21 protein-coding genes and 1 pseudogene are annotated in these 22,151 nt (G+C 42.9%); 16 read left to right on the top strand and 6 right to left on the bottom strand.

Going from position 1 to position 22,151, the window contains the following annotated elements; all coding sequences use genetic code 11:
• The first annotated feature begins 42 nt into the window (after positions 1-42).
• The 6 genes from KNP06_RS01985 to KNP06_RS01960 all read left to right on the top strand — a co-directional run bounded on the left by KNP06_RS01985 (position 43) and on the right by KNP06_RS01960 (position 5,973).
• A complete protein-coding gene (locus KNP06_RS01985) occupies positions 43-669 on the top strand; it encodes an exopolysaccharide biosynthesis polyprenyl glycosylphosphotransferase (RefSeq protein ID WP_214787803.1) in 627 nt (208 codons plus the stop codon).
• Between the two features lie 101 nt (positions 670-770).
• Positions 771-1,550 (top strand): glycosyltransferase family 2 protein, encoded by a 780-nt coding sequence (locus KNP06_RS01980; protein ID WP_251131533.1) that lies wholly within the window; start codon positions 771-773, stop codon positions 1,548-1,550.
• The gene (locus KNP06_RS01975) at positions 1,547-2,326 is read left to right on the top strand and encodes a glycosyltransferase family A protein (protein WP_214787692.1); all 780 of its coding nucleotides are present in this window, start codon (positions 1,547-1,549) and stop codon (positions 2,324-2,326) included. The genes KNP06_RS01980 and KNP06_RS01975 overlap by 4 nt, the downstream gene beginning before the upstream one ends.
• A gap of 7 nt (positions 2,327-2,333) precedes the next feature.
• Positions 2,334-3,530: a lipopolysaccharide biosynthesis protein gene (locus KNP06_RS01970; protein ID WP_214787689.1), complete on the top strand. Its 1,197-nt coding sequence runs from the start codon at positions 2,334-2,336 to the stop codon at positions 3,528-3,530.
• 206 nt (positions 3,531-3,736) lie between these two features.
• Positions 3,737-4,810, top strand: a complete 1,074-nt coding sequence (locus KNP06_RS01965) for an EpsG family protein (RefSeq protein ID WP_214787686.1) — start codon at positions 3,737-3,739, stop codon at positions 4,808-4,810.
• Entirely contained in the window at positions 4,807-5,973 is a 1,167-nt protein-coding gene (locus KNP06_RS01960; protein WP_214787683.1) for a nucleotide sugar dehydrogenase, read from the top strand. Before KNP06_RS01965 ends, KNP06_RS01960 begins: the two co-directional genes overlap by 4 nt.
• A gap of 43 nt (positions 5,974-6,016) precedes the next feature.
• Here KNP06_RS01960 and KNP06_RS01955 read toward each other — a convergent pair whose 3' ends face one another.
• Both KNP06_RS01955 and KNP06_RS01950 read right to left on the bottom strand, forming a co-directional pair.
• Positions 6,017-6,892: a tyrosine-type recombinase/integrase gene (locus KNP06_RS01955; RefSeq protein ID WP_214787680.1), complete on the bottom strand. Its 876-nt coding sequence runs from the start codon at positions 6,890-6,892 to the stop codon at positions 6,017-6,019.
• Positions 6,893-6,897: 5 nt separating this feature from the next.
• A complete protein-coding gene (locus KNP06_RS01950) occupies positions 6,898-7,350 on the bottom strand; it encodes a sigma factor (protein ID WP_214710952.1) in 453 nt (150 codons plus the stop codon).
• A gap of 268 nt (positions 7,351-7,618) precedes the next feature.
• Between KNP06_RS01950 and KNP06_RS01945 the strand changes: the two genes are divergently transcribed.
• Positions 7,619-8,479, top strand: a complete 861-nt coding sequence (locus KNP06_RS01945; protein WP_214787677.1) for an NAD-dependent epimerase/dehydratase family protein — start codon at positions 7,619-7,621, stop codon at positions 8,477-8,479.
• Positions 8,480-8,686: 207 nt separating this feature from the next.
• On the opposite strand, the gene KNP06_RS01940 is transcribed toward KNP06_RS01945, so the two are convergent.
• Both KNP06_RS01940 and KNP06_RS01935 read right to left on the bottom strand, forming a co-directional pair.
• The gene (locus KNP06_RS01940; protein WP_214710822.1) at positions 8,687-9,556 is read right to left on the bottom strand and encodes a tyrosine-type recombinase/integrase; all 870 of its coding nucleotides are present in this window, start codon (positions 9,554-9,556) and stop codon (positions 8,687-8,689) included.
• A 5-nt stretch (positions 9,557-9,561) separates the two neighbouring features.
• Positions 9,562-10,014: a sigma factor gene (locus KNP06_RS01935; RefSeq protein WP_214710823.1), complete on the bottom strand. Its 453-nt coding sequence runs from the start codon at positions 10,012-10,014 to the stop codon at positions 9,562-9,564.
• 342 nt (positions 10,015-10,356) lie between these two features.
• On the opposite strand from KNP06_RS01935, the gene KNP06_RS01930 reads away from it, so the two are divergent.
• The 7 genes from KNP06_RS01930 to KNP06_RS01900 all read left to right on the top strand — a co-directional run bounded on the left by KNP06_RS01930 (position 10,357) and on the right by KNP06_RS01900 (position 19,436).
• The gene (locus tag KNP06_RS01930; protein WP_214710824.1) at positions 10,357-11,319 is read left to right on the top strand and encodes an aldose epimerase family protein; all 963 of its coding nucleotides are present in this window, start codon (positions 10,357-10,359) and stop codon (positions 11,317-11,319) included.
• A gap of 333 nt (positions 11,320-11,652) precedes the next feature.
• Positions 11,653-12,471, top strand: coding sequence for a dynamin family protein (locus KNP06_RS01925; protein WP_214710825.1), 819 nt, complete (start codon positions 11,653-11,655; stop codon positions 12,469-12,471).
• Entirely contained in the window at positions 12,464-14,782 is a 2,319-nt protein-coding gene (locus KNP06_RS01920; RefSeq protein WP_214710826.1) for a dynamin family protein, read from the top strand. Before KNP06_RS01925 ends, KNP06_RS01920 begins: the two co-directional genes overlap by 8 nt.
• Positions 14,763-15,284 (top strand): hypothetical protein, encoded by a 522-nt coding sequence (locus tag KNP06_RS01915; protein ID WP_214710827.1) that lies wholly within the window; start codon positions 14,763-14,765, stop codon positions 15,282-15,284. The genes KNP06_RS01920 and KNP06_RS01915 overlap by 20 nt, the downstream gene beginning before the upstream one ends.
• A 14-nt stretch (positions 15,285-15,298) precedes the next feature.
• Complete coding sequence (locus KNP06_RS01910; protein WP_214710828.1) at positions 15,299-18,520, top strand: ATP-binding protein; 3,222 nt, start codon at positions 15,299-15,301, stop codon at positions 18,518-18,520.
• Positions 18,517-19,053 carry an HNH/ENDO VII family nuclease gene (locus KNP06_RS01905; RefSeq protein WP_214710829.1) on the top strand — a complete coding sequence of 179 codons (537 nt, stop codon included), beginning with the start codon at positions 18,517-18,519 and terminating at the stop codon, positions 19,051-19,053. The genes KNP06_RS01910 and KNP06_RS01905 overlap by 4 nt, the downstream gene beginning before the upstream one ends.
• A complete protein-coding gene (locus KNP06_RS01900) occupies positions 19,050-19,436 on the top strand; it encodes an SMI1/KNR4 family protein (protein WP_214710830.1) in 387 nt (128 codons plus the stop codon). The genes KNP06_RS01905 and KNP06_RS01900 overlap by 4 nt, the downstream gene beginning before the upstream one ends.
• Before the next feature lie 241 nt (positions 19,437-19,677).
• Here the strand turns inward: KNP06_RS01900 and KNP06_RS01895 are convergent.
• Positions 19,678-19,910 (bottom strand): annotated as a pseudogene (locus KNP06_RS01895) (transposase); the annotation flags it as partial.
• Between the two features lie 51 nt (positions 19,911-19,961).
• Here KNP06_RS01895 and KNP06_RS01890 point away from each other — a divergent pair.
• Both KNP06_RS01890 and KNP06_RS15450 read left to right on the top strand, forming a co-directional pair.
• Complete coding sequence (locus KNP06_RS01890) at positions 19,962-20,372, top strand: hypothetical protein (protein WP_214710831.1); 411 nt, start codon at positions 19,962-19,964, stop codon at positions 20,370-20,372.
• Between the two features lie 19 nt (positions 20,373-20,391).
• Positions 20,392-20,514 carry a hypothetical protein gene (locus tag KNP06_RS15450; RefSeq protein ID WP_353048580.1) on the top strand — a complete coding sequence of 41 codons (123 nt, stop codon included), beginning with the start codon at positions 20,392-20,394 and terminating at the stop codon, positions 20,512-20,514.
• A gap of 170 nt (positions 20,515-20,684) precedes the next feature.
• On the opposite strand, the gene KNP06_RS01885 is transcribed toward KNP06_RS15450, so the two are convergent.
• Positions 20,685-22,139, bottom strand: coding sequence for a 6-phospho-beta-glucosidase (locus tag KNP06_RS01885; protein ID WP_214710832.1), 1,455 nt, complete (start codon positions 22,137-22,139; stop codon positions 20,685-20,687).
• Between the last annotated feature and the right edge of the window lie 12 nt (positions 22,140-22,151).

Below are 22,151 nucleotides of genomic sequence, written 5' to 3'. Positions count from 1 at the left end.
AATAATATAGTAAAAAATATAACGGTTGAACTTCCAACCGAAATGGACTTTTCTTTAAAAAGTGATGAAACTACAATTAACCTTCCAAATAAATCGCATCTGATGTTCAAAAGAGTATTTGATATATTAATTTCGATAATTCTAATGTTAATTACACTACCAATTCTATTCGTAGTAGCTATTCTTATTTATTTAGAAAGTCCAGGTAATGTTATTTATAAGCAAAAAAGAATGGGATATAACAATAATGAGTTTTGGATATACAAACTTAGATCCATGAAATTGGATGCAGAAAAAAACGGCGCGCGTTGGGCAATGCCAAATGACTTAAGAATCACTAAAGTAGGAAAATTTATTCGATCAACTAGAATAGATGAATTACCTCAGTTATTTAACGTCATAATAGGAGATATGTCGCTAATTGGACCGAGACCAGAAAGGAAAGTCTTCATTGACGAGTTTACAAAAGAGCTCCCTGAGTTTAAATATAGAACTGTCGTAAGGCCTGGGCTCACGGGTTGGGCACAAGTGAACGGTGGATATGACCTAAGTATAGAGTCTAAACTGGATAAGGATTTATACTATATTAATAATTACTCTATAAAATTAGAATTACTTATTATTGTAAAAACAATTAGAGTGATTTTTACTGGAGAAGGCGCACGATAAATATATTGTACTTAAATATTAAATTACAAAAGTAATATAATATTTTAAATAATCAGAGTGTTTAATAATGTAGACTAGTTAAATATTAAGGGGTTTAAGATATGCAAATGAATAAAGTTTCAATTATAATACCGACCTATAATTCCTATGATACAATCGAAGATACATTAAATTCAGTTATTAATCAAACCTACCGAAATTTTGAGGTAATCGTAGTGGATGATTGTTCAACAGACGATACTCTAAAGAAATTAAAAGAATATAAAAATAGAGATTCGAGAATTGAAATTGTCTCATTAGAAAATAATTCTGGAGCCGCAGCAGCTAGAAATTGTGGGTTGAGTAAAGCTGACGGTCAATACATTGCTTTTTTGGACGCGGATGATATGTGGATGCAAAAAAAACTTGAATTACAAATTGAATTTATGAAACAAAATAATTTCTCTTTTACATTCACGAATTATATTAGAATTAACGAAAGTGAAGTTTTAATCAATGAAGTTATTGTTCCGGAATTATTAACATATAAGGATTTATTAAAGAATACAGTTATTGGCTGTTCAACCGTTGTTATCGATCGTAGTGTAGTAGGTGATTTTGCAATGCCTTTATTAAAAAAAGGTCAGGACACTGCGACCTGGTTACAGATTCTAAAAAAAGACATAGTAGCTCATGGCTATAATCTGCAAGCATTAACAACTTACAGAGTAAGAAAAGGATCGCTGTCTTCAAATAAAATAAGTGCTTTAAAAAGAACTTGGTATCTATACAGATACCATGAAAAAATTAATTTTTTTAAGGCAAGTTATTATTTTTCGCACTATGTGTTTAATGCTATTTACAGAAGAAAATTACATAATATGAAAGGGAAAACAATATGAGTGAAATTCAAGTTCTAGTATCTACTATGGAAAATGATTTTGATCTTCACAATCGAATGGATATATCCGATGCAGTAATTATCAATCAAACTACAACTGATCAACCAAAAGTAGTAACAAAAAATAAGGTGGTCTATTATAATTATAACGAAAAAGGATTAAGTGTTAGCCGAAATAGGGCGATAAGTCATAGTAAAAGTAAAATTTGTATTATATCCGATGATGATGTCAAATTTAAAAATAAATATGAAAAAGCTATTCTCAAAGCCTATGAAGATTATCCAGAGGCAGATGTTATAGCATTTCAAGTGACAAGAATTGGAGGGGAGCGAAATAAGACTTTTTGTAAAGTACCGAAAAGACTAAACCGTTTTACAATTATGAAAGTGTCTTCTGTTGAGATTACATTTAAAAGAGAAAGTATAGTCAAAAATAAGATTAAATTTAATCCGTTGTTTGGAGCAGGCGCTAAATTTCAAATGGGGGAAGAAAATCTTTTTTTAAAAGATTGTCTTGAAAAGGGTCTATACATTTATTATGTACCGGTTGAGATTGCGAAAGTAAATATGAATACATCTAGTTGGTTTAATGGATATGGGATAAAATATTTTGAAAGTAAGGGTGCTTTTTTCAAAGCTTACTCTCCTATCTTATGGCCAATCTTGAATGTTCAATTTCTAATTAGAAAAAGGAAAGTAATTAAAAGTGATTCATTAGGTTTCTTTTCGAAATTACTAGCAATGACCAGAGGGTCTATAAAATTTAGAATAAGGTAATAAAACCATGGCTAAAAAAAGTATGCTCTACTTGTTAGGTGATTTATCGGTTGCGTTCACTCAATTTGCAATTCTAATATTAATTACAAAGTTTTATAATATTAGCGAAGTAGGAATATTCACATATTCCCTTGCAATTATTGCACCTGTCAGCTATTTAATACAAATGCAACATAGAACAGTTTACGTAACAGGAAGCTTTTCACAGTTCAATATTTCAGAATTCTTACTTTCTAGGACAATTCTGTTTTTAATTTTTTCTTCTATAAGCTATTTTTTTCTAGTTACTCTAGACAAAGGTAATGAGATATTTATAGCAGTTTTTTTATGGAAATTTGGAGAAATGTTAAGTGATTTAATTTATGGATATTGGCAGAAAAAAAACTTAATTATTAATATATCAATTAATAAAGTGATAAGATCAGTTATTCAATTAACAGTGTTTGTTAGTTCTATTTTTTTTAACATGAGTTTAATACTTTCTCTATTCTATTTAGCGCTAATCACTATATTAATATTTATTTTTGAGTTTATGAAAATTGAAAAGGCCAGAGTTTTGTCTTTTAATTATAAACTGTTCAGTCAATTTGTTATATTTACGTTCCCGTTAGCAATGTATTCAACACTATCTATATTATATATAAATATACCTAAATATCTTATTGAAAACATGTTAAATCTTTCTCAGGTGGCAATATATTCCACAATTTCATATTTTTTAGTAGTTGGTAATTTGATTATCAATTCTCTAATTCAAGTTAGACTTACTTCATTATCCAGATCATTTGAGATAAACATGAAGGATTTCAATAAAGAGATTAAAAAAATAATAGCTTTTATATTCTTTATAGTTTTTTTGGCGATTTTATTCGTATATTTTTTTGGAGAAGAACTTCTGAAAATAATATATACAGAAGAAATTTCTCACAATAATTATTTATTAATTTTACTTCTAATCGGATCTATTTTTAGTTACGCTAGCATAGTTATTGGAGTGGTGTTAACTATAGCTAAAGAATACAAAATCCAACCTATTCTTTCTACATTATGGTGTACATTTCATATAATTATTTCATATGTATTTATACATTTTTATGGTTTATCCGGTGCTGGCTATAGCTTCATTCTATCTTCAATGTTTCAATTTATTACATCACTATACGCATTAGACAGGTATGTTATTAGCAAAAAAAATGCGACGTGAAAATGAAGTGATTAAAACATTATATTTTATGATAAACATTATCAATAATTAGAAGAATAAATTTGACCTCTATATAAAACCTAATTTATTTTATGTTTCAACTTTCCCAATAATGCGCTGAATTTATAGAAGTTATAAGCTTAAAAAGAAAATGTATTTTGTGCCGGATAGTGTATATTTACACCTTAAGTAATGGAGGAAGTATAATGATTTGGTTTTTACATTTCATAGTGGTTTTTTTATTATATTTAATATTTAGTAAAAGTAATAAATTCCCTTTTCTATCCTTCTTGTATGTTCTAATGATTTTTGGTCAAAGATGGATGACAGGAGAAGATTTCCCTAATTATGTTTCTTACTATTTGTGGAGATTTGAAACTGAATATGCATTTACTGCTATTCAAAACTTTTTAGCAAACAATGACTTGTACTTTGGAATACTAATACTTTTCTCTGTAGCTGTAACTAATTATAATTTTTATAGAGTAAGTATTAGTATATTCAAAGAAAAGGCTAATCTGATTTTATTGATATATTTAATGTCTGAGATTTTTTTTATGCAGATGTCTCAAATACGACAATTTATTGCGATTAGTTTCTTTATTACTGCTTCTTATCATTTTATAAGAAAAGAGAATTTCAAGGTCGTTTTAAACATATTTATAGGTTATCTTTTTCATTCGTCTATTTTAATTGTAGTACCTTTTTTGCTTTTTTTGAAATTTAATTTTCATAAAAACAAATATGTTTTAATATTATTGCTATTCATATTATTGCCTTTGGTATCTATTGAGAGTTTAGTAAGTTATTCTAGTTATTCTACTTATTTGGGTACGCAATTCGATACAGAACTAAGTTTATTTCATTATTTAAAGTATTATGTTTTGTTGACTTTAGTGTTTCTAGCTATTTATAGGTCTACACATCAAGAAAATAAAAAAAACGAATATTACATGTATATAGTAAATGGTTTAATAGTTTATTTGTTTTTGTATGGAATCAGTTTTCAATTTGCATTAGCAATTAGGATTTCTTTTTATTTCAAATTCTTTGAGTATTTGTTTTTGGGATTCTTTATAGTCAACTACATGCGTATCAATTTGATGAAGACATTATTTATAGGATATCTGATTGGGATTTATATAAGTGTAGCAGTAGTAGACCCGTTTACCATTTCCAACTATCAATTTAAGATAATGAGAATAAAAAATAACATTCAAGAGCATGAGTTAAGGAACGATATATACGATTTCTACTATGAAAAGGAGCTACAAAAATGAAAATTACAGTGGTTGGTACAGGCTATGTCGGTCTTTCGATGGCAGTCTTGCTTGCGCAACATAACGATGTAATCGCACTGGACATCATGAAAGACAAAGTCGACATGATTAATGCAAAACAGTCTCCAATCGTTGACGCAGAAATTGAAGACTTCTTACAAAATAAAAAATTAAATTTAGTGGCGACAACAGACAACCTGACAGCTTTCAAGGATGCCGAATATGTTGTGATTGCAACGCCTACGGATTATGATCCAGTGCGTAACTACTTCAACACGCGTACGGTAGAGAGTGTTATCGCTACTGTACTGGCAATTAACCCGGATGCGATCATGGTCATCAAATCGACTGTACCGGTTGGATACACGGATGAAGTTAAAGCAAAATTCGACACGGAGAATATCATCTTCTCACCAGAATTCTTGCGTGAAGGTCAAGCGTTGCATGATAACCTTTATCCATCACGTATCGTTGTGGGTGAGCAGTCTGAGCGCGCGGAAGTGTTCGCGAACTTGCTAAAAGATGCTGCCATCAAAGAAGATATTACGGTGTTGTTGACTGACTCAACTGAAGCGGAAGCCATCAAGTTGTTCTCGAACACATATTTGGCGATGCGTGTCGCGTTCTTCAACGAGCTTGATACGTACGCAGAAGTTCGTGGTCTTGATTCTAAGCAGATTATCGAGGGTGTTGGTCTCGATCCACGGATTGGCTCACACTACAATAATCCATCATTCGGTTATGGTGGTTACTGCTTACCGAAAGATACGAAACAGCTTCTTGCCAACTATGAGGATGTACCGAACAATATCATCGGGGCAATCGTTGACGCGAACCGCACACGTAAAGATTTTGTCGCAGAGTCGATCTTGAAACAAAATCCGAAACGTGTCGGTGTTTACCGTCTAACGATGAAGACGGATTCGGATAACTTCCGGGCGTCTTCGATTCAAGGAATCATGAAGCGCATTAAGGCGAAAGGTGTCGAAGTCGTCATCTATGAGCCGGTTCTAAAAGAAGAATCGTTCTACAATTCACCTGTCATCAACGACTTTGAGACGTTCAAAGAGACAGCTGACGTCATCGTCACAAACCGTTTACATCCAGAACTCGAAGATGTAGCAGATAAGGTGTATACACGCGATTTGTACAGTCGTGACTAATCATATGGCAGCACGAGGAACGAATCCCCGTGCTGCCATATTTTCAATCTTCTAAGTCGTTGACGGCATCTCGGACTTCTTGATCCGTCACATGCAAATAGCGTTCGGTCGTCTGGACATGTTTATGACCGAGCAATTGACGGATTACCATTAGGTTAGCTCCGTTCCGATAACATGAGGTGGCAAAACTATGACGCAACATATGGGTCGTCAAATGCACGTCGAAGTATTTCTCTGAAATGCATTTCAAATCCTCGTTGACATAATTGGCACGTACTTGTCTCCCGCTTGGCATGAGAAATACGTAAGGGGAATCTGGAAACTTAGGGCGGTCTTTTTCGATATAGTCTTTGAGCTCTTTTGCTAGACGGGCTCTCATCGGAATGATGCGTTGCTTCTCACCTTTGCCTTTGTTGACATACAAAACGTTGTTCTCAAAGTCGAGGTGAGAAATTTCTAAATCGAGTATTTCGCTTATTCGAAGTCCAGCGTCACCGCCAGTTAAATAGATGGCATATAACGTCGCGTTTTTAGCCTGATACAATACTAGATTTAACTGCTGTCGGGTGATGACGTTCGGTTTCTTTTGCACTCCGTCTTTCGTGATGATTTGGGCGAACGGATTATCCATGACCCATTTTTGTTGAACGGCAAACGTGAAGAGGGAACGTACTGACATAATATAGGCACGCACCGTACAATTCGATAGATTTTTCTCTTGGAGCGACAGTTTGTAAGGTAACGCATGTTCGAGGTAGGTCACGTCCTGCAAATAGAGAACATTACGTTGGGCAACGAAATTCTCGAATCGGCGCAACGTGTTTCGATATGTTTTAATTGTCGTCTTTGGCAATTCTCGACGAACAATTAAGTCTTCCATATACAGCACGATTGCATCTTGCAACAAAATGTTTTCCATGTTGATCACTCCTTCATTTGGATGGCCTCTCGAAGTTCTCGTTGGACATCTGCCTTGTAGGCTCGAAGCCGGCTTGGGGAATAAGGTAGTGTCGATTCGGTCCCGTCGACGAGGTGGCAAAGGAGCTCGAAGTGGCGAGGTGATAGCAACATCTTTTTCTCATCGAGCCAGTCGTGGAATCGACGTTCGGACTCGATGCATGTTTCTGGGATTCGTTCAGCTGCGACTTCGTGTTTCAAATGACGTGAGTTCTTTTGTTGGTGGTTGAGTATGGCTCCCCGGATCCGTTGGAAGCAGTACGTCTTCGATAAGGTACAGCCGCGGTTCAACGCTTCCCATAATGCAATCCGGGCGATTTGGGCGCAGTCCTCCTGTTCGTTAGGGTGGATGGATAAGTGGCGAATGACATAATGGATCATCGGTTCCCACTCGCGAATCTGCTCGTCAATCGTGTTCATCAAGTTGCTCTTTCCTGAGCGCTCGGTGTGATTCCTAGGTAAGACCGAGTATAATCGTTGTTCTTTACCTTTTTGGGTGTTGGTATCCCTTGCCTCTAAGGCTCCTCTCTTTATCATTGCGTCTTCTAGGAGATAATCCCCTCTATTTCAACCGCATAAGGCCATTGGTGCATCGGGAAGAACAACGATTATTCCCCGTTCAAGGCGAATAAATTAGTTATAGATCATAGAAAAATACATAGTTAAGTTTTATGGAGGAGGGCTATACATGAAAAAGGTATTAATCACGGGAGCGAATAGCTACGTCGGTAATGCATTCAAACAATGGGTGGAGGCACATCATACTAACTCTATTCAAGTCAATACAGTAGGGATGCGAAACGGAGAATGGAAACACATCTCGTTCGATGGATACGATGCGATTTTACATGCGGCAGGAATCGCTCACGTGTCGACGGACAAGAGCATGGAGGACTTATACTATAAAGTGAACACAGATTTGACGGCTGAGGTTGCCGAGAAGGCGAAACGTGAAGGCGTCAAACAGTTCATCTTCCTCAGCAGCATGATTGTGTACGGGGATGGTTCGAATGCTCAGATGATTACCAGAGATACAGTGCCGAAGCCGACGAACTTCTATGGGAACAGCAAACTTCAAGCCGAGAAAAAACTTGAAGCGTTGGTGGATCGTGACTTCCTCGTTGCGAATATTCGGCCGCCGATGATTTACGGGAAAGGGTCGAAAGGGAACTACATCAAGCTGGCCGGTCTGTCGAAGAAGATCCCATTCTTCCCGAGCTATCAAAATCAACGGAGTATGATCCATATCGATAACTTGTCTGAGTTTTTGGCACAGGTTATTCTTCATGAGGACAAGGGTATATTCCATCCGCAAAACAAAGAATACATCTGTACATCAGAGCTCGTCTCGACTATCGGATCTGTACATGGGAATAAGGTCAGAGGATTAGGCTTGTTTAATGGTGTCATCCGTCAGCTCGTAGACCGAAACATCACAATCAATAAATTGTTCGGCGACTTCGCGTATGCGAAAGAGTTGTCGACATATGAGCATGATTACCATGTGCGTGATTTCAAAGAGAGTATAATTGCGACTGAAAAGAATTAACATGCTTACTATCGACATTTGTATCGTGGATTGAACTTTTCACGATATGTTCTTCTACTGCTTCCAGAGGATATCGGAGGTTCATCTTTGATTACAATAAAATCATTAGGTTTGGTTTTGCTGTCGTGTCAAACATGATAATCAAGCAGTGATTCAAAAAAACGAGACATGAACAATCGCTTCTTCATGCCTCGACAAGTCCTTTACTTATTCATTCAAACTGTCAATCAGCTTGCGACTTTGTTCTCTGGATACATGAAGGTAGCGCTCCGTCGTATTGATTGACTTATGCCCGAGGAGATTGGCTACACCAAGAATATTTTGACTCTTATTGTACAGTGTCGTCGCAAAACTATGGCGTAACATATGGCTTGTCAGCTTCACGCCGAACTGTTCTTGCGCGATTGCCTTCAAATCATGGTTCACAAATCCGGGTTGGACAACACGTCCGGTCGGCATCAAGAAAATGCGATTCGATTTCCCTGTTCTCGGTCGGTGCGTGACGATATACTTCTTCAATTCGTTGGTCAGTCGTGGTGTCATCGGGACATGGCGGGTTTTATCCCCTTTTCCTTTTTGAACCGTCAACAACCGCTCTTCAAAATTGACGTGAGCAAGCTCCAAATTTAAAATCTCACTGATTCGTAATCCGGCATCCCCTCCGACGAGATAAATCGTGTAGAGGGTGTAATTGCGGGCGTGATACAGCACCGTGTTCAATTGTTCGCGGGTGATGATCGTCGGCGGTTCACTGACACCCTCCCGTGTGACGATACGACCGAACGGATTATGTTGCATCCACTGCTGATCGATAGCGAACGTGAACAGCCCACGGATGCGCATGATATAGGATTTGACCGTGTTGTCGGCCATCCCGCTAAGTTGTTTCTTATACGGGATCGCATAGTTTGTCTCGTCGATGTCTTGGATGTACACTGCACCGTGCTCGGCTGCATAGCAGGCAAAGCGCAGCAACGAGTTACGCGTGCTTTTTAGCGTCGTCTGGGGGGCTTCTTTACGTTCTCTCATGTCTGTTAAGTACATCTCGATTGCCTCACTCAGTAATACGTGTTTCATGTCGTTCACTCCTTCAAGTTGATTGCCTCTTTCAGTTCGCGTTGGACGTCGGCCTTATAAGCCCGCAAACGACTCGGCGAATAAGACAGCGTCTGTTCGGTCCCATCGATCAAGTGGCAGAGGAGTTCGAAATGGCGGGGCGACAGCAACAACCGCTGTTCGTCGAGCCAGTCAAAGAGATTGCGTTCGGACGCCATGCATTGTTCCGGGATCCGTTCGGCGGCAATCTCGTGTCTCAAATGGCGGGCGTTCTTTTGTTGGTGGTTCAGGATGGCACCACGGATCCGCTGGAAGCAATACGTCTTAGACAGCGTGCAGCCGCGATTCAACGCTTCCCATAGAGCGATTCTTGCGATTTGGGCGCAGTCTTCCTGTTCGTTCGGGTGAATCGATAAGTGGCGGATGACATAGTGAATCATCGGTTCCCATTCGTGGATTTGATCATCAATTTGATTCATGTGGCAATTCATTTCCGAGCGCTCTGTTGATTTTCCTAGGTTAATTCGAGTATAGTCATCGATATTCGACGATTGGTTGTTGCTGTACGTTCGCCTTCCGACTCCATTCGTTATTGTAAGCCGATATTTCAATTAAGCCCTAGGCTTACGTGTGATAAGGGCGCTATTCCATCTCGGATATCGATGAATATCCGATGAATGTGAAACGATACGGACGAGGATAAGGGGGTTCACGAGTTTTACCGCATTCATGAACGCGTTTTTGAGTCACGTCGATAAAGTGGAGTACGGGGCGACGACTACGGGAATGAACAGGTAAACTAGTTGAAGTAGGTGAGCCAGTTGAGAGAAGCAACGATTGAAAACAAGAACGGCATGCGCTTGTCGGCTATTTCGTACGGGTGTGCCATGACCGAGTTGACGGCGCCGGACCGTGACGGGAATATGGACTCTGTCATTTTGAAATATGGCAGTCCCGAGCAATACCTCGAGAACCCGGTCTATCTCGGTTCTGTCGTCGGACGAATTGCCGGACGGATTCGCAATGCGGAGATTGATGGTGTGGCCTTGACCCCAAGCGAGGCCCCGCATCATATCCACGGCGGAGACGACGGCATCACGGCTCGGCATTGGGACATGGACGTCGAGGGACAGGCGATCACGTTTACTTATCTAAGTCCGGATGGGGAAGAAGGCTATCCTGGTAACGTCATGTTCAAGGTCGTCTATGAGTTGACGGACGACAACGAGCTCGTCGTCACGATGACGGCCCAGACGGACAAACGGACGTGGGTCAACTTGAATCATCACAACTATTTCAATCTCGGCGGACGGCCGACGGTTCATGATCATGTGCTGACACTGCCGTCTGATCAAGTGGCGAAGCTTGATTCCGAGTCGCTACCGACGGGTGAGTTGCTTGAGGTGGAAGAGACGCCGTTCGACTTCCGTGACGGGAAGCGAGTCGGTGAGACGATTTCGTCGGAGGACGAAGCGATTGTGAAGGCTGGAGGACTGGATCACCCGTTCATCTTGAAGGACGGGGTGACCCGGTTGCACGATCCGGTGAGCGGACGCGTCATGGACGTCGAGACGAACCAACCGGTAATGGTCGTCTATACGGCGAACTTCCTCAGTGAAGAGACACCGGTTACGCTCGAAGGACGGCAGAAGCATAGTGCTATCTGTCTCGAAGCTCAAGCGTTCCCGGACGCACCGAACCATCCAGACATCGCCACATCGATCGAACTGAAACCCGAGGAGTTGTATCACTCGAGGACGGTTTATCGGTTTGGGGTGGAGTAACAAGAAGAACCTTAGTAAGGCTGTTTTAAAGCCGATACTAAGGTTTTTTTGTAGATTTTAATCAGGAAAGAATACTATGCGTTTTTTTGGTCTTGCTTGGTGACATTCTTTTATTTGACGACTATATCGCCACGAGTATGTATTATTTCAAGAAATTCTGCCTTCTATAGTTTACTCCTTCTTCTTCGACCTTGTTAAAAAAAGAACATACCTCATCATAAACAAACGACTATAATCACGTTATGAAATGAAAAGTTTATTTTTCTAAAATAAGGATAATATGAATGTTGAATGTTACAATAAATGGGTCAACAAAGCCGTTTGGAGGAAATTATGAATGTCATAAAAGAGAAAAAAAGGATTCTAGTTACCGCCACCATGAGTGCAGGTAAATCGACACTCGTGAACGCTTTGGTTGGTCAGCGTGTGATGATGACACGGAATGAATCGTGTACGTCAAAGCCTTGGGTCATTACGGAGGACCCTGCTGCGGACGGACTATATGCGAAGCACCGTCAATTCAAAATAAAATTCAAACAGAGCGTCGCGGAAACACTTCATCATGCAGAAAACATATCCTTACAACTGTTCACACCGATGTATCGGCTCGCTAGTCGTCACACTTGGGAGCTTATCGATACGCCTGGTGTGAACTCGACTTCGGATAAAGACCATCAGGAGGTCACCGAAGCATACATTCGGCTCGGACAATACGATGTCTTGCTATATGTATTAAACGGAAGTCATCTTGGAACGCGTGACGATTTAGCACATTTACGCTTCGTCCAAAATCATGTGCCGCACGATAAAGTGATTTTCGTCATCAACAAGGTTGATCAGTTTAGAAACGGGCAAGACTCAATTGCAACAAGTCTCGTGACGATGGAGCAACAACTTAAAGAGTTAGGGTTTACAGACCCGATTATTCAACCAATCTCTGCTCATGCTGGGTATTTGATGAAGCGTAAGCTCCAAGAGCACGATTTATCGGAAGACGAACTAGACGAACTCCGGCTGTACGAACGGAAGTTCACACGACCAGAGTTTGATTTATCGACAACCACGATGGCTGGTCGTCTCCACTTGTTAAATCAGTGCGGACTATATGAATTAGAACAATTAATTGAACGAAAGGACGTTACATATGAGTAAAGTATACCTGGAATACAACCCATTTAAATTAGAAACGATTATTTTAATCGAAGGGGAAGCCGTTCGCGAGAACAGTGTACTCAACGTCGGCAACAAGCGACTTCAAGAATGGGTCGATCAGTTACCGATTTATTTGTATGAAGAGTGCAATGAAAATGAATTCGAACTCGAGTTCATGGGGACGAGCATGGACTTCGAGGACGTTGAAGAAGTCGTCGCGAAGGCGAGACAAAAAGATATTCGGATTCACCTGACACATATCCCGGTGCGTGAACTGGATCATATGGAACAACGGATTGAAGAACTTTTCCATGAAATCGTGCGAGGTCCAATTGAAGAGTTGAAAACTGAGGACCTGAAATCGACGTTTGAACAAGCGCTCAATGACGAGTTTGAAATCACGGTCGTCGCAACGATGAGTGCCGGAAAATCGACACTGATCAACGCGTTGCTTCAACAGAAAATCATGCCATCGAGTCAAGAAGCGTGTACCGCGACTATTTCGCGAATCAAAGATATCGATCAATCTACATTCACCGCTATTCCGCATCCGACATTCGGTGAACCGCTCGAAGCGATTGAAAATGTGAGCCTCGAGGAAATGACACGTCTCAACAGTGACGAAAGTATCTCGATGATTGAACTGCACGGAGACATTCCGTTCACCGATGCGAAAGAAACTTCACTCGTTTTGATTGACACACCGGGACCGAACAACTCTCGTGACGAAAATCACTTGAAGATGACGTACAAAAACTTATCAGAATCGTCGAAGACGCTCGTGTTGTACATTTTGAACGCGACACAGCTCGGGGTCGATGATGACTCGAAATTGCTCGACATGGTAGCGGAGAGCATGAAAGTCGGCGGGAAGCAGTCGAAGGACCGCTATTTATTCGTCGTCAATAAACTCGACCAATTCAGAAAAGGCGAGGACGATGTCGAGGTTTCGTTGAATAAAGTACGAAAATATTTAGCAAACCGAGGCATCCATGACCCGAATATCTTCCCGGCCGCCGCATTACCGGCACTTGATATCCGTCAACTCATGAATCAAGCAGATGAGGTAGATGAAGACTTAGAGTTCGAAATCTCCGTCATGACTCGAAAACTGAACCATAACCAGCAGCTTCATTTAGAACGTTACGCGACGCTGACGCCGAGTGTTCGCAACAAGATGGAACAACGGCTCAAAGAAGTCGAGGACGGAGACATGTATAACAAAGATAGCGCGCTCATCCATAGCGGAATTCCAGCAATCGAAGAAACAATCAAACTATACGTTGACAAGTATGCGCGGACGGCCAAAGTAAAAAATATCGTCGATACGTTCCAACAGAAACTCGATAGCTCGCTCGCGTTCGAAAAAATGAAGGAATCGATTGCGAAGCAGACGAATCAGCACGCCGCCATTCAATCACAAATCGAAGCGTTGACAGAGAAGATTCAGCACGGTAATGAATCGAAAGCGTTCAAGAAAAAAATTGAAGCGATTAATCCGGTGCTAGAAATTCGAAAAGAAGGTAAAAGACTTCTACGCGAACAAAACCAACAAATCGCGGATGTACTTGCCGGGAAAACAACGACAAAATTTGAGATGCAAGAAGCCGAAGCGTTTGCCGAAGAGTTGTTGGCGACGGCGCAAACTAGTTTCACGAATTTGCATGCCCATCTCGAACTAGTTATCGAAAAGCATCTGAACCGTGCCGCCTTCGATTTATTACAAGGGTATCGTGAAAAGATTTTGCGATTGATGGACGGGATGGAAATAGCAGGAATAGAGTTTGAACCATACGAGCTCGTCCAAGGCGACCTCGAGTTCAATCAACATTCGATTCAACAAGTCGTCATCAAAGAGTCAGTGAAAGTCGGTGAAGAGACGTATAAAAATCCTGAGCGAGAAGGCATAATCGGATTTTTCAAGTTTTTTGAGCCTCGAGTATTAGTTCGCGATATTTATGAAGAGAAACAATATATCGATGGGCAGTCACTAACTGATTTATTTATGACGGACGCAGAAATCAGTACGCGCAAATCGATCAATTTGATTTGTGACGAGGCAGGTAAAACTGCCGACCAGATTAAATCGAGCTATGACAAGAAGTTTGAGGAAGTCGATCGGTTGCTCGTCAAAAAACTGCAAGAATTGAACCGGTTCACTGAAAATGCAAAAGACATTGAGTCGTTACTTGAAGCATCTTACCAAAACCTGATTTGGCTCAACGAGATGGAAGCCAAAATTAAGTCCATCATCGAGTTAGAATCAATCAAATGTGAGGAGGAACCATCCGTTGATTACACAACCATTTAAACAAGCCGTTGATCAAAAAGACTTAGACCGAGTCAAAATTATGTTGAGGTCTAGTTTATCTCTCGATTTGACATTCCAATCGTTTCAAGAAATGTTAGCGTATGCGCTGAACCAGTTTCCAAACCTAATTGAGCCACATGACGGGACAGAGTTCCCAAACGCTTCAGTTTGGACGAAGACATATGCGAGCGAGGCCCGGGAAGATTTAATGGACAATTTTTCAGCTGAGCGCATTGCTCATATTAAAGAAGTGCATGAGCACGTTTATGCTAAAGAACGCCATGAGCAGTTGAACCCAACTGCCGCGACGACGAACGAGACAAAACGGACGACACCTTCTGTGAACGTCGTTTCATTGATTACGACGTTAGGGGTGGCGGTTGCTTCGATTTTAGTCGGTGTACTCATGGATCTATCAATCGTCACGCTTGCGACGACTACCGTGGTCGCGTCTATCGTCGTCGGAGGCGTCACGTATTACCTCGTCAAAAAATCTAAGTAAGGGATGATCCGATTATGCGTGAAGTTCAAGTGTTAGAACCTTCTTCACTCCAACTGAAAGTTCGCTCGTTTGAGGACCAGATGGGGTTTGCATTAGAAATGGTCGACGATGTCGTATTGAAACAATATATTACTAAGCTCGAGGACATGGATGTCATTCCGCTCGATCCGCAACAAGTCGACCGCAATATCGCAAAAAATGTGCGGATGTTCAAAATCAATGAGATCGTGTACGCGAAAGATGAGGACGCGACTTACAAGTTGGCGGGTGTCTTCAGTGCAGTCTCCGTACATGATTGTTCTGTCTTCGTATTGATCGATAGTGACGGGACGACGGTAGATTTTTATATGGGGATTCGTTCTCTCGATGAATCGAACAGCACGAAAACGACGTTTGATACGTTACGTAACGCGATGAACGGACATTTCCCGGGTATTCAAACGGAGAACTTAAATCGGGATCGAATCGAGTCGCTCTTAGTCGAGAACAATCATCGTTCGGTCTCCATTGTGACAGGTGTGGCTGATTATAAGGCCGAGGCCCATCAGTCGAACGCGTCGTTCATTCAAGGATTAGAGAAGTTGGCATTGACGATGCAAGGCGAGGCGTTCACAGGAGTCATCTTGGCCAACCCGACGTCGCGAGCGCAATTGCTCGCCATGCGCAAAGAGTATGAAAACATTTACTCGAGCCTTGCTCCGTTTGCCAGTACGCAACTTTCATATGGAATCAATGACTCCTTAAATCAGACGCAGACGTTCACGCAAGGAACTTCTCAAGCGAGAACATACACGACGAATGAATCGAACACGGAGACCAAGGGCAGTAGTGAGTCTACGAACCAATCGGTCGCCATTTCGCGAAACACACTTGGCTCCCTGGCTGGTAAAGGTGCAGGCACTGCATTAACAGTTGCAGGTGGTGTGATTGGTAGCGTTGTGCCAGTCGTGGGTACTGCGGCAGGAATGTTAGTTGGGGGAGCGATTGGTGCGGCAGTCGGTGCAGCGACTCATGCCACGAAATCAACGACAACCGGCTCAAGCACAACTCAAAACCAAAGTACTTCCCGGACATCAGGTTCTTCTAACTCAACTAGTGACACGACGAACGAAAGCAGTTCTGATGCGAAAGGAATCACACGAGGAAATTCAGAAACAATCCAATTGACACATCATAACAAGACACTCCAAAACTATCTTCAACGGATTGATCGTCAGCTCGAACGTCTGGAGGAGTGTGAAAATCTTGGGATGTGGGAATGCTCGGCCTATTTCATGTCCGAGAACACGTATGCGTCTGATGTTGCGGCGGCCACGTATAAGGCTCTCATGCAAGGGGAGAAGACGGGTCTTGAAATTGCGGCACTCAACAGTTGGTCGGAACGAGATAGCCAGACGGGTTATATCCAAGACTACATCCGTCAATTCATGCATCCTGTCTTCCGTTATGTGAAAGAAGAAATACAAATCCCAATCTATCCGACCTCACTCGTAAGCGGGCGTGAATTGGCAATCCATATGGGGTTGCCGCGTCGCTCGGTCAGTGGTTTTCCGGTCATGGAGCATGTCGATTTCGCACCAGAAGTTGTAACACGTGAGCCTGAATCTAATCGCTTTATCAACTTGGGGGCAATCTATCATTATGGCCAGTCCCGACCGAACCGTGTGAAGCTGAACCTGGAAAGCTTGAGCATGCATACGCTCATCACGGGGTCGACCGGTTCGGGTAAATCAAACACGATTTATGAACTGCTCAGCCAGATTGAGATGCAAGGCATTCGATTTATGGTCATCGAACCGGCGAAAGGGGAATACAAGCATGTCTTTGGCCACGCGTCAAACGTCCATGTCTTCGGTACGAACCCACGTAAAAGCAACTTGTTGCGAATCAACCCGTTCCGTTTCCCTGAAGATGTACATGTGCTTGAACATATTGATCGTCTCGTCGACATCTTCAACGTTTGTTGGCCGATGTATGCTGCCATGCCGGCGCTCCTTAAAGAAGCGATGCTCCACACTTACGAGGCGTGCGGATGGGACTTGATGACATCCGTGTCGGCACAAAAAACCGCCTATCCGACGTTCTTAGACTTGCAGGAGAGCTTGACGACGGTCATTGAGCAAACCGCCTATGATCAAGAGACGAAAGGGAACTATGTCGGGTCTCTTTTGACGCGAGTCAAATCGCTGACAAACGGTATTAACGGTCAAATCTTCTGCGACGGTGAATTAGACAATGAACTGTTATTCGATGCAAACGTTATTGTCGATTTGAGTCGTGTCGGCTCGGCCGAAACGAAATCGTTTATTATGGGCATCTTGGTGATGCGTTTGAATGAACATCGGATGACGCATGCGACGACGCTCAACTCACCGCTTCGTCACGTGACTGTGTTGGAAGAAGCCCATCATCTATTGAAACGGACATCTACGGAACAGTCAGCCGAAGGTTCGAACTTAGCCGGCAAATCTGTAGAGATGCTGTCAAATGCAATTGCCGAGATGCGGACATACGGAGAAGGGTTCATTATCGTCGATCAATCACCGAACATGCTGGATTTGTCGGCAATCCGTAACACGAACACGAAAATCATTTTGCGTTTGCCGGATGAATCGGATCGTCAACTCGTCGGGAAAGCCGCCGGACTGACAGAAGAGCAGTTGAATGAAGTGATTCGTCTTCCGAAAGGTGTCGCCGCCATCTACCAGAACGAGTGGCTCAGTCCCGTACTGTGTCACGTCAATCGATTTGAAGGGGTTGAACGTCCATATGAGTTCAAAGGGATTTTTACACAACCAATCGATTTGCGTGCTGCACGTACGACTTTGATCGAGTATGTGTTACGTGATCGGGTTCGGATTCAAGCCGACCATGAACGTGCGAAATTACTCACTTCACTCGAAATGATGCCGCTCTCAATCGCCACGAAGCAAATGACTAAAGAGAGAATTCATTCGAATGACCGAGACTTATCTTTCTATGAGACGTCTGAACTCGTCTACCGCCTCATAGACGCGAAAAAGATAAATTCTCTCATCACCTCACCTGTGAAACAATTGGAGGACATGCATCGACAGCTCCAAACGTTTGTGGCTGAGCAGACAACCGGTCTGTCTAAAGAATACGTACTGGCCACTATCCAAAGTGTATTACGTCACCATCTTGCGATAGATGTTAACCGGATTAATGTGTATGAATCATGGGTGGAAGGCGTACAAAAAGGAGTCATTCGATGATTGAAACATTCAAACTGATTGAACCCGTTATGGAAAAAATGGTATCTCTCGACGATAAGCTGAAAAAAATCGACCTTCTCGATCAACCTCTCGAAGTGACTGATGTTCGGGATGGGGAGAAAACTTATCGTTCATTAGATGAAAGCTTAGAAAATGCTTCAGAAGCAGAACGAAAGATTTATGATGAAGCAAATCTTGAAACGAACGAAGTCAACGGAAGGGAATGTTTGACGCGAACAGATATTGATCCTGATGAAACGGATGGTCGAGGGAGAACAAATTTAGAGAAAATGATTGAAGGTAAAGCACCTGTAGTTAGTGGCGAACCCATAGAACTACATCATATTGGACAAAAAAATGATGGACCGTTGGCAGAATTGACAAAATACGGTGAACATCGGAGCAATTCAGCTATTTTACATGAGAAAAGAACAGACTCTGAAATTGATCGTAACGAATTTGGAAAAGAACGCGCTGCTCACTGGAAAGCACGCGCAGAATTAATCATTGCGGAAAGGGAGGGAACAATATGAATTATTTAGATCAAATAAAGCACAGTCATGCCGAGACATTTAACGGTGTAAGTGAAGAGGAGGTTCAGCAAGCGGAAGAAAAATTGGGGATGACCTTCCCAAAAACCTATCGAGACATTGTAAAAGAATTTGGATCCGTTGAAGTCGAGTCGGAAGAAATATTCGGTTTAGGCGTCGAGGGTTATTTGAATGTTGTGCAAACTACATTAAAAGAGAGAGAGATGGCAAAAGGTAAACTGGATGGATATCTGGTCTTACAGAACATTGGGATGGAAGGGATTCTGATTGTGGTGGATGAGCAGGACCGTGTCTTCGAATACCAATTGGGAGAGTTCCGTAATTTATTGAGTTCGACGGCTGAATACATTAAAAGCTTGCTTTAAAAAAAGATGGAATAAAGAATCGTATATCAAGTAACGGATAGGGGAAATATCTCCGAGAGCCGACCTTGACATACGATTCTTTTTTATGAGTATAGACGATTCATCTTCTACTTCTAAGCAAAGCGAAAGTGAGAAATGAACCGGCATTCTTTAGAATGTTTACCGAATTCAGCGTTTATCCAACTGAGCTCCGCTCTACGATAAACTTTTTGCACGTTTTTCTATTTAATTCGACGGTTTGTCAAATTAAGCGCAAAACGTCCTCGGTGAACACCTCGTATGCGGTTCTCCAGCCCAGGCGTTTCCTCGGCCGCCCGGCGAGCGCGTCCCGAGTTCGTCATGCGCGACCTTCGCAAAATCCGTTCCTTTCGGGAAGAACTCGCGGAGGAAGCCGTTGGCGTTCTCGTTGCTGCCCTGTTGCCAGGACGAGTACGGGTCTGCGAGATACATCGGTACGCCGAGCGTCGCACGGACGTCTCGTGACTGCTCCAATTACCAAGGCATACGTCATCAGAAGAAATGAGAATGACGCTCGCGTATCATATGAGTCGATTTGATGAAATATTTAGCATCCTTTACATCGGGAAGATAAAAGACTTTGACGAGACGATGAATGCCGCGTGGGACTGGCTAGAGGCAAACCACATCTACGTCTTCCGTTTGTCGCGCGGCGGAGAGGTTCAGTATCGGGATCACAATGGCTATGTCGACCTCGACATGAAGTTGGCATACGACGTGACGACTAAGGAGTCCCATCAGATTGCGGGCCGCATCGAGCGCATCATTCAAGAGACGCCGATTGGGCTGAACGACTTTGAAAAAGTGAAATACGTGAACGATTTCGTCGTCTTGAATACCGAGTACAGTTTGGATAGTACGGCGAGCCCGTATACGCCGTACTCGATATTATTCAACGAGGAAGGCAAGTATCTGTGAAGGGTATGCGCTGACGACGTTGCTTCTATTAGAAGCGGCAGGCGTCGAGACACGATATACCTCAGGGGAGCCCGGTGACGAGCTCCATGCGAGGAACCTCATCGAGCTTGATGGGGAATGGTATCACTTGGACACGACGTAGAACGATTCCGTGCCAAATCATCCGGGTAAATTCAGGTATGATTACTTCTTGGTCCGACGCGACACTGTGAGCGGATCATCCGTGGGAGTAAAGGAGAGGTATCCGGTGACGGCAACCACAGATTATAAATAAGAGAACGCAGGTCGGCTTAATGCCAACCTGCGTTTTTCTCATTTATCCACGGATGCCGCAAGCGTCAGCTCCGCGCCGTTCGTCGTGATGACTTGCTTGTACCAATCAAAGCTCTTCTTCTTCGAGCGGGTAAGGGACCCATTACCTTCATTGTCTTTGTCGACGTAGATGAAGCCGTAACGTTTCTTCATCTCGCCGGTCGAGGCACTGACCAAGTCGATCGGGCCCCAGCTCGTATAGCCTAGAATCTCGACGCCGTCCTTGATCGCCTCATGCATCTGTTCGATATGTTTCGCCATATAGTCGATACGGTAATCGTCTTCGACATAACCGTTCGCGTCTGGCGTATCGACGGCACCGAGTCCGTTCTCGACGACGAACAGCGGTTTCTGATAGCGATCGTACAGTTGGTTCGCCGTGATACGGAAGCCAGTCGGGTCGATCGTCCAACCCCATTCCGACTTTTCGAGGAACGGGTTCTCGAGCGAGCTGAAGATGTTGCCTTCGGTCGATGCGTTGATTTCCGGGTCCGTGCTCGTCGTCCGGCTCGCGTAATAGCTGAAACCGATATAGTCGACCGTGTGCTGTTTCAACAGCTCGAGGTCGCCGTCTTCCATCTCGAGCGTGATTCCGTGTTCATCGAGATAGCGTTTGGCGTAGCCCGGGTACTCGCCACGCGACTGCACGTCGATGAAGAAGAACGATTCACGGTCCTTGTCCATCGCGTCCAAGACATCGTCCGGGTTGCACGAGTAGGCGTACGTCTGACCGGCCGCGAGCATGCAGCCGACTTGCATGTCGGGATTGATGGCGTGCGCCGCCTTGACCGCTTTCGCGCTCGCGACGAGTTGATGATGCGCCGCCTGATATTTCACTTGCTGCTTGTCCTCACCGTCCGCAAAGACGAGACCGGCGCCGATGAACGGCAAATGCAACAGCATATTGATCTCATTGAACGTCATCCAATACTTCACTTTGCCGTTATAGCGGGTGAACAGCGTCGTCGCATACATCTCGAAGAAGTCGACGACACGGCGATCGCGCCAACTTCCGTAGTTTTGGATGAGGCTGACCGGTACGTCGAAGTGGGCGATCGTGACGACCGGTTCGATACCGTGCTTCAACAGTTCGTCGAAGACGTCGTCATAAAACTGAAGACCAGCCTCGTTCGGCTCGGCGTCGTCACCGTTCGGAAAGATGCGGGCCCATGAGATCGACAGACGGAGCGCCTTGAAGCCCATCTCGGCGAACAGCGCGATATCTTCTTTATAACGGTGATAGAAGTCAATCGCCTCGTGTGACGGATAAAACTCGCCCGGCACCGGCTCAAGTGACGGCAAGTCGCCGAACATGACGTCGAACCGCTTCTTCCCGGTCGGCAACAAGTCGACCGTCGTTAAGCCTTTGCCACCTTCTAAGTACGCACCTTCTGCTTGGTTCGCGGCGATGGCGCCGCCCCATAAAAATCCGTTTGGGAAACTCATCAAATCCATCCTTTCTAAAGT

Origin of the sequence: Exiguobacterium sp. s21 (assembly GCF_018617975.1) — a bacterium.
Taxonomy (GTDB): Bacteria; Bacillota; Bacilli; order Exiguobacteriales; family Exiguobacteriaceae; genus Exiguobacterium; species Exiguobacterium mexicanum_A.
This window is presented reverse-complemented; position numbering and strand designations above follow the sequence as displayed.